This is a genomic window from Carnobacterium sp. (genome assembly GCF_045617425.1).
Taxonomy (GTDB): Bacteria; Bacillota; Bacilli; order Lactobacillales; family Carnobacteriaceae; genus Carnobacterium_B.
Map to the genome: position 1 here is coordinate 1 of NZ_JAZLIO010000012.1, position 15167 is coordinate 15167.

The window sequence follows — 15167 nt, forward strand, 5'->3', positions numbered from 1 at the left end:
AAATTGGTGTGAAACTGTTGATTTAGATTGTGATGAATCTGAAATGACAGAAGAAGATTATAAGTCATTTTTGCCACATAAAAACAAAATCGTTAAGGCTATTCAGAAAGGTGTAGCTGTAATTGATGGGGAAAATATTGAATATACTTTGAGTGAAAAATCTGTTGAGGGATTAGCTGGAAAGAAAATTACTATTCCTCGTCCAAACGCTAAGCTTTTCTCTGGCTTGGATGGCTTTAAAGAGACTCAGAACATTAAACGTACTCAAGGCGCAATGAGTGCTTTGTGCGGTTTAGATATTGGCGTATTCACTAAAATGGAAATTCCTGATTGGAAATTCTTTAATGCGGTGTGTATGCTTTTTTTAGCTTCCTAACTGTTCGCATCGCAGATAATGGAGTTGAAAAAAAAGTAAAAGCTATTGAAGGTGTACCTGTTATGATACGTCAGATATATATGGATTATCATTTACCGATTATGCCAGATGATTTGACTATGATTCAGGTACATTTTTTTTATGATGCGTTAATCCCTGGTCTTATTAAGATTCAGCAGCAGGCAAAGGAAGGAAAGAAAAATGGCCGGAAAGTATGAAATTTCTACTGTTTTCAAAATGATTGATAATTTTACAGTTCCAATGAAAAATATTTCTGTTAGTTCTACTGGTTTTGCTAAACAATTTAGTAAAGATATGAGAAAAACAGAAATGCAAATTCAGGCGGCTGGACGTGCCATGAAAACTATGGCTGGTGTTGCTGCTGGTGCTGGTGTTGCTCTTGCCGGAAAAACTGTTGTTGATTCTGTTAAGACTTATGTTGAATTTGAAGATGCTGTAACTAAGGCTGGAAGTAAGTTTAAGGATTTGGATGTTACTTCTGCTGGTTATAATGATACTCTTGAAGTTATGCAGAAGGCGGCCCGTGAGGTTGGTGCGGTAACTAAGTTTAGTGCTACGGATGCGGCTGGTGCGCTTGATAAAATGGCAATGGCCGGATTAACTTCTGGTCAGGCTATGGGAATGTTGATGGGTACTACTAATCTTGCGGCTGCTGTTGGTTTGGATTTGACTTCTGCTGTTGATATGGCTACTGATGCTATGGGTGCTTTTAATCTTGTTTCTGAGGATCAGAATGAGATTAGTGCTAATATGAATAGAATTGCGGATGTTGTGGCCCGTACTACTAATATGGCTAATACTGACATGACTGCATGGTTTGAAGCTGTTAAGAGTGGTGCGCCTCAGTTTACTGCTTTGGGTGGAGATATTGAGACATTCTCTGCTGCTATTGGTACTCTTGCAAATGCGGGTATTAAGGGTGGTGAAGCTGGAACGGCATTGAGAAATATTATGCTTAGGCTTTCTGCTCCTGCTAAGGCTGGTGCTGAAGCTTTAAGCGAACTTGGAATCTCCGTTTTTGATTCTGAAGGTAAAATGTTGCCGTTTATTGATATTATGAAGCAGTTTGAAACTCAGCTTGATGGTGTTGCTGATGAGCGGAAGGCTAAGTTGCTTTCTGATATTTTTGGTTCGCGTGCTATTGGTTCGTTCCAAGTTCTTATGAGTGCCGGAACGGATGAGCTTCAACGGTTTACGAATGAGCTTTATAATTCAGCTGGTGCTGCAGAAACTATGGCTGGTGCTCAGATGCAGTCATTTAGTGGAATGATTGAGCAATTAAAATCGGCTTATCAGGATAAACAGCTTTCTTTGGCTAAGGCTTTTGAAGTTGGTGGTGCAAAAGAGGCTCTTGCTGGTCTTATTGCTTATGTTCAGAATTTCGATGTTACTCCTTTTGCTAATTTGCTTACTAATATTATGCAGGCTTTACCAGGAATTATTGAGGGCATTGGTAATGTGTTCCAGTTATTGTGGAACATGAAAGATGTTATTGGTGCGCTTGTTATTGCTTGGGGAGTTTATAAAGGTGCTTTAATTGCGGCTTTAGTGGTAGAAAAGGTTATGGGGTTTGTTACTGCTGTACAGACAATGATGGCGGCTACTCAAGGAATGACTGCGGCTCAGGCAGCGTTGAATGTTGTTATGAATGCTAATCCAATTGGATTGATTGTTACAGCTGTTGCGGCTCTTGGTCTTGGAGTTTATGAACTTATTAAGCATTGGGATAGTGTTTCTGCTGCTATGAGTGTTGCCTGGGAGTGGTTGCAGAAGATAGGTAGTATTATATGGGATGGATTGCTTGGAGCTTTTGAAAAAGTAAAAAACTTTTTTATAGATTTTCAGCCTTTGTTAACTTTGTTACTTGGACCTTTGGGAATTCTTATAAATATGATTATCGAATTCAAAAATAATCTTAATGGAATTAAAGAAGCTTTTACTGATGGAGGTTTTGTTGCTGGTATTAGAACAATAGGAGCAACTATTCTTTCTGCTATATTGGCCCCTATTCAGAAGGTTTTAGAGTTAATGGTTAAAATACCTTTTATTGGTGAAAAAGCTCAGGGTGGATTAGATACTATTAGCAGTATAAGACAGAATTCTTTTGGCAAGCAGCCAGTTACACTTCCTGTTACTCAAGGTGAGCGAACAGCTTATAGTATGAGCGAAACAATTAATGAAGATCATGTGAAGATTGATGTTGCGCTGGAGAAAGGATTAAATGGAACTGTAAGCGGTTCCGCTCCTAAAACCTCTTTGAATCTTGTTAATTCTGGTGCTTGGTAATTTTTTAGACTGGCTTTTTTAGCCAGTTTTTTTTATTTGGTAAATAGCAATTTTATATCGGTTGAATGATACTTAAATTATGGCATGGGATACTGATGTAATTGAAGCTGTATATACTGCTCCAAGTGGTAAAAAATTTACATTTCAATACGATTCTAAATTAACAAGTGAAACTGATCTTAAAACTGCAACTTTTACTTTTCCTGAAAGAGATGGTGCATTAGTTGTACCTCTTGGAGTTGGTGGACGACGTTTCAGTTTTACCTGTTATTATTATGGAGTAAATTGTCGTAATGATGCAGATTCTTTTGAGGAAGGCTTAAAAGAAAGAGGGTATGGTGAATTACAGCATCCTGTATATGGAACTTTTAAAGTTGTTCCAACTGGTACTATTGGCAGAAGTGATGATGTTGTTGGTGGTATTGGGGTATCGGGAATTACCGTAACTTTTTCTGAAACAATTATAGAAGCTTCTGTTATTAATAGTGAAGTAACATCAATTGATGCAATTAATAATGCTGCCGAAAAGTTTAGAAAAAAATCTGTATTAGAATTTTGTAAAGATATTGCCAATTCGACTATTAAAGGTGCGATTTGGGTTGAGAATTTATATAAGAAAACTTTATCAATTGCTACTAAAACTTTGAGTACGATCGCAAAAGTTGAAAAAGAAATAAATAATAAATTTATTATTATTGAATCTGAATTATGGTCCAGCCTTGATAATTTTATGAATGCAACAGAAGATGTTGCTTTGCATACGGTAGCTTTAATGCGTTTACCTGCTCAAACTAGTATTAATACTATGGCTAAAATTGATGGATATGCTGAAGTAATTAATACTATTGTTAATGAATATGCAAATAATCCTTTTGGTATTGAAAATGCTAAGAATCAATGGGTATGTACTCGGTTAGTGTTAGAGTCTCTTGTTGTTGGATGTGCTGCAGGTGTTGCGGTTGATGCCGGAAAAAATAATTTTAAAAGTAGAAATGAAGCTATAGAAGTCGCAAATAAATTACTAGATATATATGATCAGGTTGTTGATTACGAAGAAAAAAATATCAGTCAGGATTATTTCATTGAAACTGGCGAAGGTTTTGCTTCTATGCGTGATCTTGTATCTTCTAGCGTTTCTTTAATTGTTAATAATTCATTTTCATTGCCAAGTCGTAAAACAATATTATTAGGTCGTGATAGACAAATTATAGAATTGTTGTATGAGTTATATGGAGATATTACTCGGATTGATGAATTTATTATTGATAACAATTTAACTTATAGTGATATAGAAGTAATTCCTATGGGTAGAGAGGTTGCTTACTATGTCTAGAACTTATACTGTTTTATCTGGTGATTCCTTATCTAAAATTTCTACTAAAGAATATGGAACATCACAGAACTGGCCTAAAATATTAACTGCAAATCCTCAATTAACTGGAAGAAAAAAAAGTGTTGATGGTGTTCCATTGATATATCCTGGGGATATTTTAATTATTCCAATGGAAAATGATGTTGCTGCTTCTGTGGTAACTAAAGCTCCAGAATTAATTTCTAAATCTATACGTCCTGAAGATGCTGCGGAAGATGATTTTTCTATTTTCATTAATGGAAAATTGTTTGGTGGATTTACTGGTTATACAGTAAAGATGTCTATGGATTCATTAGATGTATTTTCTTTTGTGGCCCCATGGGATGATGCAGATATACAAGCAAAAATTGCTTTAGCTCCTTTTACATTCCGTGAATGTGCTGTTTATTTTAATAGAAAATTATTATTTATGGGTAGATTATTAGCATCTGCTCCTGAAGTAACTCCAGATTCTAAAACAATTAATATTCAGGGTTATCCATTATGTGGAACTTTAAATGATTGTGATATTCCAGTTAGTAAATATCCTCCTAGTTATAATGGTATGACTCTACAGCAGATTGCGGAAGATATATGTCAGCCTTTTGGTGTTAAAGTGAGTTTCAGCGAAGATTCAGGAGAGGCTATTGAAAAAGTTGAATACACTATTGGAACAAAAATTCTTGATTTTTTGAAAAAACTTGCTGAACAAAGACGTTTTGTCTTTACCAATAATAGTAATGGAGATTTATTTTTCTGGAAGGTTCCTGAAGAAAGTACTCGTGCAGTTTTTAGAGAAGGGGAGCTTCCTTTTATATCTTGTAAAGTAACTTTTAGACAGCAGGAAATGTATAGTCATTTAACTGGCTTTACTAAAACTGATAAAAAAAATAATGCTGCACAATTTACTTATGAAAATAAATTCTTAATTAAAAATGGTGTTTTTAGGCCTATAAGTTTTGTATGTGAAGATGTTGATAAGAATGGACTCGAAAGTGCAGTTAAAGCTAAAGCTGGCCAGATGTATGTTAATTGTTGTTCTTATGAATTAACTGTATATGGTTGTACAGATAAAGATGGAGATATTTTCACAAAAGGCATGAGTATTTCTGTATATGCTCCTAGCGCAATGATTTATAGAGAAACAAAATTTCAGGTTAAAGAATTAGAAATAAAAAGATCTGATACTGAAGGAGTTCAAACTACTTTTAAATTAATGCTTCCAGATTCTATTAATGGATCGTTGCCAAGTGTTCTGCCATGGGATGAGGTGTAGTATGGGTTTGTTAGCAAGAGTTATACAGATTGAAAATGGTGATGATAACGAAGTAATACAGACTGTTGAAGCTCATTATGGTGAAAACAAATATTGTGATCAGTTCTCTTCTAGTGGTGATGATGCTCCACCTTTACCTGAAGATAGAGTTGTATTAGTTGATATTGAGGGAACTGGTAATGCATGTGTTGTTGGTACATTAGTTTATTCTCAAGGTGCTGAGCCAGGCGAAAAATTAATATATTCGAGAACTAGTGATGGTGATTTAGTTGCTAAGATACATTTAAAAAAAGATGGAAAAATTGAAGTAGAAGCGGATGATGATATTTCAATTAAAACCAATGGAAAATTAATTATTGAAGCTGCGAAAGATGTAGAAGTTAAGATTAATGCAAATGTAAAAATTGATGCAGGAAATAATACTGTTGAATTAAAAGCTAAATCTATTAATTTCAATAATGGTAATTTGGAGGTTAGTTGATGGCTGATAGTTACTATATTGTTAATGAAGATTATAAGTTGGGTTGTGCTGATTCTGTAATGCAGAATGTTGATTTGACTGGATTATCTGCTGCGTGTTTTTCAGTTGTTAAAACTAATTCAGTTAAAATTAAGAATAAAAAAGCTGTTTTGTCTGTCACAATAACTGTAACAGCTGCAACTGGAGTTATTAAAACTTCAATTATTGATGGTTCTGCAGTTACTTTTGTTTCTGCTGCAGGTGTAATCAGTGGAAGTTCTAAAAAAAACACATCATTGAAACAGAAATTTTGTTTAGCTGATTTAAATATAACAGCTGCAACTGTGGCTGCTTATATGGGTAATGGATCTATTGGTGACTTAACTGTTATAGGCACTAATGTATCTTCTGGAGCCACAGTTACAGATAAATGTAAAGTATGGTTCAAGGATGCAGGGCAGAATGTAGCAAAGGCGGTGTAGATGGTAGAAGAATTTGGTGGTGACGTTTTGTTATTTGATGCTCAGGATGGGGCTGAAATATCAATTATTAATGGTTTAATTACTATGGATAAGGGTTTTAATTCTGCAGTTTATTTGTCTTTGTTTGGTGGTGATAAAGATGATACTGGAGAAGTTGTTAATAATAATACTTGGTGGGGGAATAAAATTCAGAATATTTCTGAAAATGAAAAATTGGTTTCCAGATTCCAAGCATTTATTACTTCTGTACCCTTAATTACTAAGAATGTTAAGTTAGCTGAGCATAAAGTTAAACAGGATTTACAGTGGATGATTGATGATGGTATTGCGGATTCAATTGAAGCTGAAATTCAAGTTGTTGGTAGAAAAGATATTAATTTAAAAATAGTAATAGCAAAATTTGGTGAAGTAATAGAAGCTGGTAACTATAGTATGCAGTGGGGAGCAATGAAAGATGGCATTTGAAAATAAAACTATTGAAGATGTAAATTCATTAATAATTAATGGTTTGGAAGCAGAATTAAATACTAAATTTCGTTTATTGCCTAAAGCCTTTGTTCGGGTTTTGGCTAAGGTTTTATCTGGTATATATATTAGTTTATATCGGCAGCAAGCTTGGATGTTTCTGCAGATGTTTGTTGCAACTGCAAGTTTTGATGAAATTGAAGTGTTAGGTAGAAAAATCAGGCCGCTTGTGTTATGGGGACAGCTTGTAGGTATTGGAGAACCTGGAAGTGCAACACAATTTGAAGGGAAAATTAAGGTTAAAGCTTCTGCTATTAATACTTATCTTAATCAGGGTACGCAATTTGTATCTCGTTCAACAGGTGAAATATATTATACGACTGAAACTATATTGCTTAGAGATGAATATAATATTGTTTCTGTAAGATGTGCTGAAAGTGGGGTTATAGGTAATCTTGTTGTTGGTGATATGCTGGATTCTGTCTCGCCTTATAATAATATAAATCGACAGGCGGAGTGTGTTGAAGTTAGTTTAAATGCTGTAGATCCTGAAGATGAAGCAAGTTATAGAGCTAGAGTTGAATCAAGATGGAGAGTACAGCCTCAAGGTGGTGCTCTTAATGATTATAGAAAATGGGCTTCTGATGTACCTGGTGTATTGCAAACTTATATATATAAAGATGATAACACTGCAGCAGGTGTTTTAATTTATGTTGTTGCTAATACAGATAGTAGAATACCAACTAGTGAAATGTTAATTCAGGTTGGGAAAGCTTGTACTTATAATCCTGAAACTGGAGAAGGAAGGAAGCCTATTGGTGCTATTTTGGATCCAGCTAATAATGAAACTTATAGTAATATTCGTCCATGTAGTATTAAGAAGTTTGATGTGTATATAACAGGTTATTCAATGGATGAATATGCTGCATTCTCTGCATCTGTTAAAAGTAATGTTAGTGCATATTTTAAGCAACGAGAGCCTTTTGTTCGCGGCCTTAGTGTTGATAATGATAGATATGATCGTATTTCCAGTATTAATGTAAGTGGTATATGTAATGATATTGCTGAGGGTGTTAGTGGTCATTTTGATAGCGTGCAAATTAAAAAGGATGGAGTTGTTGTATCTAGTTATGTATTAGGTCGAGGTGAATTATCTGAATTAAAAGATATTTATATAAATGGGGTTAAAGTATGAGTTTTTTTAATGCAATAAAAATTCTTTTGCCTCGTGCTAAAGCTTTTGATTTAACTCAGGATTCCAAACTTAAAAGTTTTTTTAAAGGTTTAGCTGTTTTGCCTGACGATGTGAAAAAAGAAACTGAGCTTGTATATATGGATTTATTTCCTGAATCTACACGAGCCATGGATGAATGGGAAAAGCAGTTTTCAGTTTTATTTGCTGATGAACAATATGGTGATACGCGTAGAGGAATTTTAACATCTTTATGGCAAGCTAACTCTGGCGGTCAAAGTTTAAAATATCTTGAGAAATTATTACAAAATATATCCATTGATATTCGATTATTTGAAAATAATCCTATTAAGAATCCTCGTGATGCTAATGCTGTTTTTGGCTGTATGTGTGGTCAGAAGCAGGCTGTTTGCGGCAATAAAAAATTGAATTGTGGGTATAAAGATGGTGATTCTGAATTTACTCCAACTGTTATTCGTAATGATTCTGATCAATTATATGATATTCCTGTTGATACATCTTTTTGGGAAAATTATTTTTTTGTTGCTAAAAATGTTGTGTATAACTCAAGAAAAGAAATTATTTATTGTCAAAAGCTATATTTAGATGCCAAATGGAAGGCATTTGTAGAATATTTGATTTTAAAAGTAAAACCAGTGCACATGGGTGCATTAATCTTTATTGATTACATAGAAAATTATGATCAAACAAAAATGAGAGGTAGAAAAAATGCTTAAACTTAATGAAAATTATTCGGATTACGTTGATAAGAGCGATTCTAATTATCCTGAAGGAAAGGCTATTAATACATCTACTTCAGAATCTTATGATGGAACACCATTACTTGCTGAATTTATGAATGATATTAATGCTGCTCATATTGCTATGTATGAGAAAGCTTATGGTAATAGAACTGGTATTAGTGGCAATCCTGATACACAGAAAAATTCGCAGTTTGCTAATGCTATTGCTAAATATACTGATGATAAGGTTACTGATCATGTCAATAAGCGTGGATTAGCTGATGGTGTACATGGAGCTACAAGTAGTGCAACTGCTGGTCAGATTGCTTGTCGTGATGCTAATGGTAATATTGCTGTTGCTGATGCAATCAATGATGGAGATGCGGTAAATCTTGGTAAATTAAATTCTGCAATTAAAGTTGTTACTGATGGACTTGGAACTGCAGCAGGAAAGACTGCAGGAAGTGCAGCAGGAAATGTACCATTAGTTGGAACAGCTCTTGGTACTACTAATAATAATATTGTTGTAACAGATACAGATGGAAAGCTTAAACCAAGTGGTACTGCTCTTGGAAGTGCAGCTGGCAAAACTGCAGGTAGTGCTGTTGGTAACGTACCACTTGTAGGCACTGCGCTTGGAACAACAAATAATAACATTTTAGTAACCGACACAGCCGGAAAACTCAAGCCAAGTGGAACAACACTAGGCTCTGCTGCCGGAAAGACTGCAGGAAGTGCAGCTGGTAACGTTCCTCTAGTTGGTACAGCCCTCGGAACTACAAATAACAACATCGTAGTTACAGACACAGATGGAAAACTTAAACCAAGTGGTACAGCACTAGGCTCTGCTGCCGGAAAGACAGCAGGAAGTGCAGCTGGTAACGTTCCTCTAGTTGGTACAGCACTTGGAACTACCGATAAGAATATTGTTGTAACCGACGCAAACGGAGCACTTAAACCTAGTGGAACAACTGTAGGAAGTGCTGCCAGCAAAACAGCAGGATCAGCAGCAGGAAACGTACCAACAGTAGGTACAGCTCTTGGAACCACAGATAACAACATTGTCACAACAAACGCCAGCGGAGCTTTGAAGCCAGCAGGCATAACACCTACACAGGTAGCTTACTGGGGCAATGGCGGAGGCGTATGTTCTACAGCTGTAGGAACACAGGCAAAGACAGTAGCAATTTCTGGCTTCACTTTGTATACAGGCGTAACCGTTAAGGTTTTATTTACAAACGGAAACTCTGCAGCTAACCCAACACTTAACGTAAACAGCACGGGAGCAAAAGCAATCAAGGTAGTCAAAGCCGGCAGTAAAATCGCACCACCAACACATAGCGGTTTCTGGCGTGGAGCTGCAACAACAGGAACAAGAACCACAGAAGCATGGCAGCCTCTAACAACTCTTGAATTATTGTATGACGGTACAGACTGGGTAATCATGGGAAACCCAGAGGTAGAGAACTGGAGCGACGCAAACGGCGGTTATTCAGTTAAAGCGAACGGTTATATTGAGCAATGGGGATACGATACAAATGTTGGAACAAGTGCTAACTCATGGACACACAACTTCGCAGTTCAATATACACAAAAACCTTATTTAATACTTAATCGAACATGGGGTGATGTAAATACAGGAGTTGTTGCCGGAGATATAGGAATTACAACACAAAATACATTGAATACAACGCAATTTATTGCAAGAGGTCATAATTCGCCAGCTTATTATTATGCAAGGGGATATTAATAGCCCTTAGCAATCCACGATACTTCTTCGTTATTATAATTAGGAGAAATAGCATAAAAATGAGCGCCGTCATTTGCTTTATATATTTTTACAGAAACGGCAGCATTACTATTCTTTGTATTTTGTGATGTACCTACCCAAGTATCAGCTGACGTAAAAGATACTAAGAAATTATAAAGCGTACTGGCAGTTGATGTTGATAAAGTTTTCCCATATTGTTCAATTAAACCGTTCCAAATAAATGAACGGTTTAATTGAACAATCAATTTTTTTAAACTATTCAACATCTAGCTGGACAGAAGATACTACATCTTTTAATTTTCCTATAAGTTTCGCAACGATCGAATATCACATTCTAGGAAGGCCATTAGTAGAAGCTCAAGTATCAGACAGAAATACTGCATTCTATATAACTTCTAAAAATGTAAATAAAATAGATGTAAAATTATGGAACACTAAAATGTCCACAGCTAGAGGTTCATCGCTTACAATAAGAGGTTATTAATAGCCCATGGCAATAATTCCAGAAACAATTACAATACGAGTATCCCAGGCGTAGCTTAAGCTATCCGCTGTTTTAGTTGCTTTCATGGAACCAATGCCGCTAAGAAAAAATCTATCAACGTTTGTCACGTAGCTGTCTTTACTTGTGTACGAAATAGGAAGAATAATTGCTTTACCCGAGCCGCTGTCTGCTTCCGCTTTCAACCATTGTTCAATATAACCGTTCCAATAAACCGAACGGTTTGATTGAACAATATTTTTTAAATAGAACTAAAAATACATCGACTACTCAATTTTGGATTACACTATCTGATAAAAATTATTTTGCAAGTTTAATTTCTTTTGAGTCAATATCCTATACATTATATATTGCAAAAAAAGAAACTACGTATATTGATATTGGCTCACAATCTTCTTCGTCACATATTGATTTCTCAATTATCGGTTATTAATAGCCTATAGCTTGATATAAAAATGGGGAATCATCAGCAGCTACTGAACTATTAGCCTGTCGCAAAGATTGAGATTTAAAATATGTATTTGTAACAATATGTATTCTTACAAAGAAATTTAAATTCCAGCCTGTATCTGCATCGTTGTTTTGAACTTTAGTAAAAACACCGTGTACTGTTGAAAAAGAAATTCTAAAGTTATTTTGTCTTTCGGTAGTAGCGGATAGCGTTACCTTTTCCCATTGCTCAATATAACCGTTCGCTTAAAACGATATGATAAAATATATAAAGGAGATTAATTATGATATATGGATATGTACGAGTAAGTACAGATAAACAAACAGTAGAAAATCAGAAAATGGTGATTAAAAATTATATGAAGCATAAAAGGATAAAATTTATTGCTGAAACTATTAGTGGAACGAAAAATCCATCAAAACGAAAGTTAGGAATTTTAATATCTCAATTAAATAAAGATGATGTTTTAATTGTAACTGAATTGTCAAGACTTGGGAGAAGTTTAATGATGATTATGGATGTTCTTCAGGTTTTGTTGGATAAAGGAGTAAAAGTCGTTGCAATAAAAGAAGGTTATGAACTTGGGGATAATATTCAATCTAAAGTTTTAGCGTTTGCTTTTGGTTTATCTGCAGAAATAGAAAGACAATTAATTTCAGATAGAACTAAAGCTGGCCTTGAACGAGCTCGCAATGAAGGCAAGCAAATTGGACGTAAAAAGAATCAAAAGCCAAGGAAATATAAGTTATCTGGTAAAGCTGCTTATATTAAGCGAAGTTTAAAAGCTGGAAGATCTAAATTGTCATTAGCTAAAGAATTAGGTGTATCTTGGAATACTCTTAACTATTTTATTTTTTTAAAGCATTTGTATGTTTGATTGTTTTTTGACTGGAAATGAATATATTTGAAGTATTAAAAAATGCGTATTATTATATATTTATCGGAGAAAATTATGTTTAATTATTTTAAATTACGATTAAAAAATTTTAGTTCAGATTCTCTTCAGTGGGGAAGTTGTCTTTTGAATATTATCCTGTGCTTATGCATGGGGTATTTTTATTTTGATTCTGATCTTATTGTTCCGCTTTTTTATTCTGTTTTTTTTCTGTTTTATATTATTGTTGTTTTCTTTTCTGGGCGGCGTTGTATTCCTGTTTTGTATATGCTTTATTGTTTTGGTGGAGTCCAGGATATTACTTTTATTAATTTAACGGGCTGGTTTATTATTGTTGGTCTTTATTGGTGGTTTCCAAAATGGAAATATCCATTGATTATTGTGTATGCGTTAGAAATATTTTTTGTTTGCTTCCGGCATTCAAAATCTGTTTGGCATCTGTTGGCGCATTTTGCTTTTTGTGTTGTTTTTTATGTTTCTACTGAGCATGTGAAAAATAAGATTCAAAAAGAGGCCGTAGAACGTGCTGGAGAGGCTTTGAGAGGTTTGGTTGAGAAAACTATCGAAAACGATATAAAAGCCTCTCTACGTGAAGATTTAAGGGTAAATATGAAGCGTTTGGAGCTTACTGAAGGCGAAAGGGCTGTTGTTTCTCAGCTTGCTGAAGGTAAGATGATCAAGGAAGTTGAAGGTGTTTCTAAGAATACTAAAACTGATTATATTGAAGCTGCAATGCTCAGGAACGGATGCAGGACTAAAGCGGAGCTTATTTCTTTGTATTCCCTGGAGGAAAGGCTTCCTGAATTATTCCCATCACTGTTCCCAGAAAATTAAGATGTAATCCCGCGGTTTTGCGGGATTTTTTTTATATAATTAAAGCGTGAAATTCGATAAGGTAAAATTAATTAATTCTTATTTTAAGTTTGCTGATAAAAGTAAAATTGAAGAGCTTAAAAGTAAAGTCCTTTTTTCTGATCGCCAGCTGCAGATTTTTGATTTGTATTATGTTCAGGGGAAAGACTGCGGTTTTATTGCGGATTCCCTCTGCGTGTGTCCTGGTGTGATTACCAAGGAACTGCACGCAATGAGGGAGAAGATGGTTAGGGTGATTTAAGATTCAAACCATAAATAATTATCTTTTATTTTATAGTTATTAAAATGTTCGTCATAGGACCTTTCGAGAGGAAATGATAGTATTTTAAATTTATTTTTTGATTCTCTAACAATGATTCCAACATCCTTATATTTATCTGTTGTTAATAATTGATTAACATAATAATAAATATCTGGTGTACAAATTATGAAATTAAATTGATTATTTAAATTTTTACCATATTTAGAGTTTATTAAGTCTGATTTAGTAATTTTTATTTCAAAGTTGCATTTGCAAAAATTTGGAATTTCTAGAAATATATCTGTTCTTCTTTTTTTTTGATTTTTGTTCCAAATATTTTGACTGTTATGTATATAAATATTATAAGATTCTTTTTCTATGTTTTTACATATTTTTGGAGCAGGTTCTTTTTCTCTTGTAAAATTATATAGTGTGTATTCACAATCTTTATTTATATATTTTTCTATTTCTTTATATGTTCCTATGTAAACTTTACTATTTTTTAAATAATTACAGAATTCTAAAGTTATTTCTTGTGTTAGTTCAGTTTTCATATTGTTTTTCTCCTTAAGGCCCGAAGGCCTTTTTATTTATTGAAGGTTTGCATTCATAGCTTCATCGAAGCTGTCGAAAGCACCAATTAATTCATCAGAAAATGAATTAAAAACAAACCACTTTTTATTAAGCAGGTTAAGTTTTTTAGCCTGTTCAAAAACGGCTGGATTATTTTTAATTTCAGAAATGTGTAACATAATTTGCTCCTTGAGGCCCGTAGGCCTCGGATTTATTAAAGTCCTGCACTTGCCATAGCATAAGCTATATCGTGTGAAAGTCCTTGAGCTTCCAGTTCCTTAATTCTTGTTTCTTTTGTTCTTCTGGCAATTGCTTTTTCAAGTTTTTTGTTTTCGTACATTTCAACAATGTTCTGTGCTATTTCTCTGTCTTTTGCTGTGATATTCATTTTCATAATTTTACTCCTTGCAGGCTGTCGTTCCTGCCTTATGTTTATAATATATACCTTCTCACTTGAATTGTCAATAGTAAATCAAGAAAAAGTTAATTTTTTTATTATTTTTTTACCAAATTAAAAATTTATCTGGGCATATATTTGAATTATGAATAATTCATTTATGCCTGGTATTAATAATTTTAATTTTCCGCTTCCTCAGTTTGGAATGAATATGGGAAATCCTAATGTAATTTATGAAAGTCTTTCTGGCTTTCAGGCTGTTAAGGATTTTCAAATTCCGGCGGGAAAGGTTGGTTTGCTTTTTGATAATAATAAACAAGAGTTTTATTGGAAAGATATTGATGCTCATGGAATGCAGACTTTGAAGCGTTTTCGATATGAAGAAATTCCGCTTCCAGCTGATTCAAATGTTATTGCTGAGAATAATCAGCAGGAAATTGAATCTTTGAATAAAAGGCTTGCTGGTATGGAGTCGATGCTGTCTCAGTTTATTCAGGGACAAAAAGTGTCGGAAAGTGACCAAAAGGGACGTGAAAAATGAATGTTGCGCAAATGATGAATAATAGGGGAACCGAAAGAATTGCTCCTGAAAATATGCCTATTGGTACTGTACAGGATAGATTCAGAACACTTTCCCAGGATCAGATTGATGAAGCTGTGCAACTTGCCAGAAGGCAGGGGATAAGCGAACAACAGATTAATGAAGGTTTGAGGATGATTAAATCCTTGAAGAAATAAAATCGGAAAAAATGCGTATTTACGCAATTTTTTAGGAGGTGCTTCATGTCGGAGATGACAGCGAGCGATGTTTG

Annotated in this window: 20 protein-coding genes; 16 read left to right on the top strand and 4 right to left on the bottom strand. The window is 34.4% G+C overall.

The features are described from left to right. The 11 genes from ACKI3H_RS06590 to ACKI3H_RS06640 form a co-directional block, all read left to right on the top strand. The coding region (locus tag ACKI3H_RS06590; protein ID WP_407371490.1) for a hypothetical protein at positions 1–376 on the top strand (376 nt) is incomplete at its 5' end. Positions 377–438: 62 nt separating this feature from the next. Continuing rightward, positions 439–594, top strand: coding sequence for a hypothetical protein (locus ACKI3H_RS06595; RefSeq protein WP_407371491.1), 156 nt, complete (start codon positions 439–441; stop codon positions 592–594). 112 nt (positions 595–706) lie between these two features. Further along, entirely contained in the window at positions 707–2683 is a 1977-nt protein-coding gene (locus ACKI3H_RS06600) for a phage tail tape measure protein (RefSeq protein ID WP_407371492.1), read from the top strand. A 79-nt stretch (positions 2684–2762) separates the two neighbouring features. Beyond that, complete coding sequence (locus tag ACKI3H_RS06605; protein WP_407371493.1) at positions 2763–4016, top strand: DNA circularization N-terminal domain-containing protein; 1254 nt, start codon at positions 2763–2765, stop codon at positions 4014–4016. Next, positions 4009–5310: a hypothetical protein gene (locus ACKI3H_RS06610; RefSeq protein WP_407371494.1), complete on the top strand. Its 1302-nt coding sequence runs from the start codon at positions 4009–4011 to the stop codon at positions 5308–5310. The genes ACKI3H_RS06605 and ACKI3H_RS06610 overlap by 8 nt, the downstream gene beginning before the upstream one ends. A 1-nt stretch (position 5311) precedes the next feature. Continuing rightward, entirely contained in the window at positions 5312–5791 is a 480-nt protein-coding gene (locus ACKI3H_RS06615) for a hypothetical protein (RefSeq protein ID WP_407371495.1), read from the top strand. Next, entirely contained in the window at positions 5791–6252 is a 462-nt protein-coding gene (locus tag ACKI3H_RS06620; protein WP_407371496.1) for a hypothetical protein, read from the top strand. Before ACKI3H_RS06615 ends, ACKI3H_RS06620 begins: the two co-directional genes overlap by 1 nt. After that, positions 6253–6717 carry a phage GP46 family protein gene (locus ACKI3H_RS06625; protein ID WP_407371497.1) on the top strand — a complete coding sequence of 155 codons (465 nt, stop codon included), beginning with the start codon at positions 6253–6255 and terminating at the stop codon, positions 6715–6717. Further along, complete coding sequence (locus tag ACKI3H_RS06630) at positions 6707–7912, top strand: baseplate J/gp47 family protein (RefSeq protein ID WP_407371498.1); 1206 nt, start codon at positions 6707–6709, stop codon at positions 7910–7912. Before ACKI3H_RS06625 ends, ACKI3H_RS06630 begins: the two co-directional genes overlap by 11 nt. Beyond that, positions 7909–8646, top strand: a complete 738-nt coding sequence (locus ACKI3H_RS06635) for a hypothetical protein (RefSeq protein ID WP_407371499.1) — start codon at positions 7909–7911, stop codon at positions 8644–8646. The genes ACKI3H_RS06630 and ACKI3H_RS06635 overlap by 4 nt, the downstream gene beginning before the upstream one ends. Continuing rightward, positions 8639–10402, top strand: a complete 1764-nt coding sequence (locus tag ACKI3H_RS06640) for a hypothetical protein (protein ID WP_407371500.1) — start codon at positions 8639–8641, stop codon at positions 10400–10402. Before ACKI3H_RS06635 ends, ACKI3H_RS06640 begins: the two co-directional genes overlap by 8 nt. On the opposite strand, the gene ACKI3H_RS06645 is transcribed toward ACKI3H_RS06640, so the two are convergent. Continuing rightward, entirely contained in the window at positions 10399–10668 is a 270-nt protein-coding gene (locus ACKI3H_RS06645; protein ID WP_407371501.1) for a hypothetical protein, read from the bottom strand. The two genes, ACKI3H_RS06640 and ACKI3H_RS06645, sit on opposite strands and share 4 nt — an antisense overlap. 405 nt (positions 10669–11073) lie before the next feature. Between ACKI3H_RS06645 and ACKI3H_RS06650 the strand changes: the two genes are divergently transcribed. The 3 genes from ACKI3H_RS06650 (at position 11074) to ACKI3H_RS06660 (ending at position 13105) form a co-directional block, all read left to right on the top strand. Continuing rightward, the gene (locus tag ACKI3H_RS06650) at positions 11074–11358 is read left to right on the top strand and encodes a hypothetical protein (protein ID WP_407371502.1); all 285 of its coding nucleotides are present in this window, start codon (positions 11074–11076) and stop codon (positions 11356–11358) included. Positions 11359–11659: 301 nt separating this feature from the next. Then, entirely contained in the window at positions 11660–12253 is a 594-nt protein-coding gene (locus ACKI3H_RS06655) for a recombinase family protein (protein WP_407371503.1), read from the top strand. Between the two features lie 75 nt (positions 12254–12328). Further along, on the top strand, positions 12329–13105 hold the full coding sequence (locus tag ACKI3H_RS06660; RefSeq protein ID WP_407371504.1) for a helix-turn-helix transcriptional regulator: 777 nt from the start codon (positions 12329–12331) through the stop codon (positions 13103–13105). 276 nt (positions 13106–13381) lie between these two features. On the opposite strand, the gene ACKI3H_RS06665 is transcribed toward ACKI3H_RS06660, so the two are convergent. From ACKI3H_RS06665 to ACKI3H_RS06675, 3 genes are read right to left on the bottom strand one after another with little or no spacing between them, the layout of a single operon-like run. Next, positions 13382–13939, bottom strand: a complete 558-nt coding sequence (locus tag ACKI3H_RS06665) for a hypothetical protein (protein ID WP_407371505.1) — start codon at positions 13937–13939, stop codon at positions 13382–13384. Between the two features lie 36 nt (positions 13940–13975). Continuing rightward, positions 13976–14137: a hypothetical protein gene (locus tag ACKI3H_RS06670; protein WP_407371506.1), complete on the bottom strand. Its 162-nt coding sequence runs from the start codon at positions 14135–14137 to the stop codon at positions 13976–13978. Positions 14138–14172: 35 nt separating this feature from the next. Then, complete coding sequence (locus tag ACKI3H_RS06675) at positions 14173–14352, bottom strand: hypothetical protein (RefSeq protein WP_407371507.1); 180 nt, start codon at positions 14350–14352, stop codon at positions 14173–14175. 163 nt (positions 14353–14515) lie between these two features. Here ACKI3H_RS06675 and ACKI3H_RS06680 point away from each other — a divergent pair, with 163 nt between their 5' ends. Both ACKI3H_RS06680 and ACKI3H_RS06685 read left to right on the top strand, forming a co-directional pair. Continuing rightward, positions 14516–14896, top strand: a complete 381-nt coding sequence (locus ACKI3H_RS06680; RefSeq protein WP_407371508.1) for a hypothetical protein — start codon at positions 14516–14518, stop codon at positions 14894–14896. After that, positions 14893–15093 (top strand): hypothetical protein, encoded by a 201-nt coding sequence (locus tag ACKI3H_RS06685; protein WP_407371509.1) that lies wholly within the window; start codon positions 14893–14895, stop codon positions 15091–15093. Before ACKI3H_RS06680 ends, ACKI3H_RS06685 begins: the two co-directional genes overlap by 4 nt. Positions 15094–15167 lie beyond the last annotated feature (74 nt).

Bases quoted from the DNA above. Each gene is read 5' to 3' on its own strand.
- ACKI3H_RS06595 (WP_407371491.1), top strand. From the start codon at position 439: ATGATACGTCAGATATATATGGATTATCATTTACCGATTATGCCAGAT.
- ACKI3H_RS06600 (WP_407371492.1), top strand. From the start codon at position 707: ATGCAAATTCAGGCGGCTGGACGTGCCATGAAAACTATGGCTGGTGTT.
- ACKI3H_RS06605 (WP_407371493.1), top strand. From the start codon at position 2,763: ATGGCATGGGATACTGATGTAATTGAAGCTGTATATACTGCTCCAAGT.
- ACKI3H_RS06610 (WP_407371494.1), top strand. From the start codon at position 4,009: ATGTCTAGAACTTATACTGTTTTATCTGGTGATTCCTTATCTAAAATT.
- ACKI3H_RS06615 (WP_407371495.1), top strand. From the start codon at position 5,312: ATGGGTTTGTTAGCAAGAGTTATACAGATTGAAAATGGTGATGATAAC.
- ACKI3H_RS06620 (WP_407371496.1), top strand. From the start codon at position 5,791: ATGGCTGATAGTTACTATATTGTTAATGAAGATTATAAGTTGGGTTGT.
- ACKI3H_RS06625 (WP_407371497.1), top strand. From the start codon at position 6,253: ATGGTAGAAGAATTTGGTGGTGACGTTTTGTTATTTGATGCTCAGGAT.
- ACKI3H_RS06630 (WP_407371498.1), top strand. From the start codon at position 6,707: ATGGCATTTGAAAATAAAACTATTGAAGATGTAAATTCATTAATAATT.
- ACKI3H_RS06635 (WP_407371499.1), top strand. From the start codon at position 7,909: ATGAGTTTTTTTAATGCAATAAAAATTCTTTTGCCTCGTGCTAAAGCT.
- ACKI3H_RS06640 (WP_407371500.1), top strand. From the start codon at position 8,639: ATGCTTAAACTTAATGAAAATTATTCGGATTACGTTGATAAGAGCGAT.
- ACKI3H_RS06655 (WP_407371503.1), top strand. From the start codon at position 11,660: ATGATATATGGATATGTACGAGTAAGTACAGATAAACAAACAGTAGAA.
- ACKI3H_RS06660 (WP_407371504.1), top strand. From the start codon at position 12,329: ATGTTTAATTATTTTAAATTACGATTAAAAAATTTTAGTTCAGATTCT.
- ACKI3H_RS06665 (WP_407371505.1), bottom strand. From the start codon at position 13,939: ATGAAAACTGAACTAACACAAGAAATAACTTTAGAATTCTGTAATTAT.
- ACKI3H_RS06670 (WP_407371506.1), bottom strand. From the start codon at position 14,137: ATGTTACACATTTCTGAAATTAAAAATAATCCAGCCGTTTTTGAACAG.
- ACKI3H_RS06675 (WP_407371507.1), bottom strand. From the start codon at position 14,352: ATGAAAATGAATATCACAGCAAAAGACAGAGAAATAGCACAGAACATT.
- ACKI3H_RS06680 (WP_407371508.1), top strand. From the start codon at position 14,516: ATGCCTGGTATTAATAATTTTAATTTTCCGCTTCCTCAGTTTGGAATG.
- ACKI3H_RS06685 (WP_407371509.1), top strand. From the start codon at position 14,893: ATGAATGTTGCGCAAATGATGAATAATAGGGGAACCGAAAGAATTGCT.